1 rRNA gene is annotated in these 1,389 nt (G+C 53.1%); it reads right to left on the bottom strand.

Features of this window, described 5'->3' with window-relative positions:
• Positions 1 to 21: 21 nt before the first annotated feature.
• Positions 22 to 1,389, bottom strand: a 23S ribosomal RNA gene (locus L6D75_RS27140); the annotation flags it as partial.

Here is a 1,389-nt window from a genome sequence, read left to right as displayed (position 1 = left end):
AGCAAATTGCTTGGGTGTTATATGGTCAAGCCTCACGGGCAATTAGTATTGGTTAGCTCAACGCCTCACAGCGCTTACACACCCAACCTATCAACGTCGTAGTCTTCGACGGCCCTTTAGGGGATTCAAGATCCCAGTGAGATCTCATCTTGAGGCAAGTTTCCCGCTTAGATGCTTTCAGCGGTTATCTCTTCCGAACATAGCTACCCGGCAATGCCACTGGCGTGACAACCGGAACACCAGAGGTTCGTCCACTCCGGTCCTCTCGTACTAGGAGCAGCCCCTCTCAAATCTCAAACGTCCACGGCAGATAGGGACCGAACTGTCTCACGACGTTCTAAACCCAGCTCGCGTACCACTTTAAATGGCGAACAGCCATACCCTTGGGACCGGCTTCAGCCCCAGGATGTGATGAGCCGACATCGAGGTGCCAAACACCGCCGTCGATATGAACTCTTGGGCGGTATCAGCCTGTTATCCCCGGAGTACCTTTTATCCGTTGAGCGATGGCCCTTCCATACAGAACCACCGGATCACTAAGACCTACTTTCGTACCTGCTCGACGTGTTTGTCTCGCAGTCAAGCGCGCTTTTGCCTTTATACTCTACGACCGATTTCCGACCGGTCTGAGCGCACCTTCGTACTCCTCCGTTACTCTTTGGGAGGAGACCGCCCCAGTCAAACTACCCACCATACACTGTCCTCGATCCGGATAACGGACCTGAGTTAGAACCTCAAAGTTGCCAGGGTGGTATTTCAAGGATGGCTCCATGAGAACTGGCGTCCCCACTTCAAAGCCTCCCACCTATCCTACACAAGCAAATTCAAAGTCCAGTGCAAAGCTATAGTAAAGGTTCACGGGGTCTTTCCGTCTAGCCGCGGATACACTGCATCTTCACAGCGATTTCAATTTCACTGAGTCTCGGGTGGAGACAGCGCCGCCATCGTTACGCCATTCGTGCAGGTCGGAACTTACCCGACAAGGAATTTCGCTACCTTAGGACCGTTATAGTTACGGCCGCCGTTTACCGGGGCTTCGATCAAGAGCTTCGCTTGCGCTAACCCCATCAATTAACCTTCCGGCACCGGGCAGGCGTCACACCCTATACGTCCACTTTCGTGTTTGCAGAGTGCTGTGTTTTTAATAAACAGTCGCAGCGGCCTGGTATCTTCGACCGGCGTGGGCTTACGCAGCAAGTGCTTCACCCTCACCGGCGCACCTTCTCCCGAAGTTACGGTGCCATTTTGCCTAGTTCCTTCACCCGAGTTCTCTCAAGCGCCTTGGTATTCTCTACCTAACCACCTGTGTCGGTTTGGGGTACGGTTCCCAGTTATCTGAAGCTTAGGAGCTTTTCTTGGAAGCATGGCATCAACCACTTCGTCGCCTAA

It is taken from the genome of Pseudomonas faucium (genome assembly GCF_021602585.1).
Lineage (GTDB): Bacteria > Pseudomonadota > Gammaproteobacteria > Pseudomonadales > Pseudomonadaceae > Aquipseudomonas > Aquipseudomonas faucium.
This window is presented reverse-complemented; position numbering and strand designations above follow the sequence as displayed.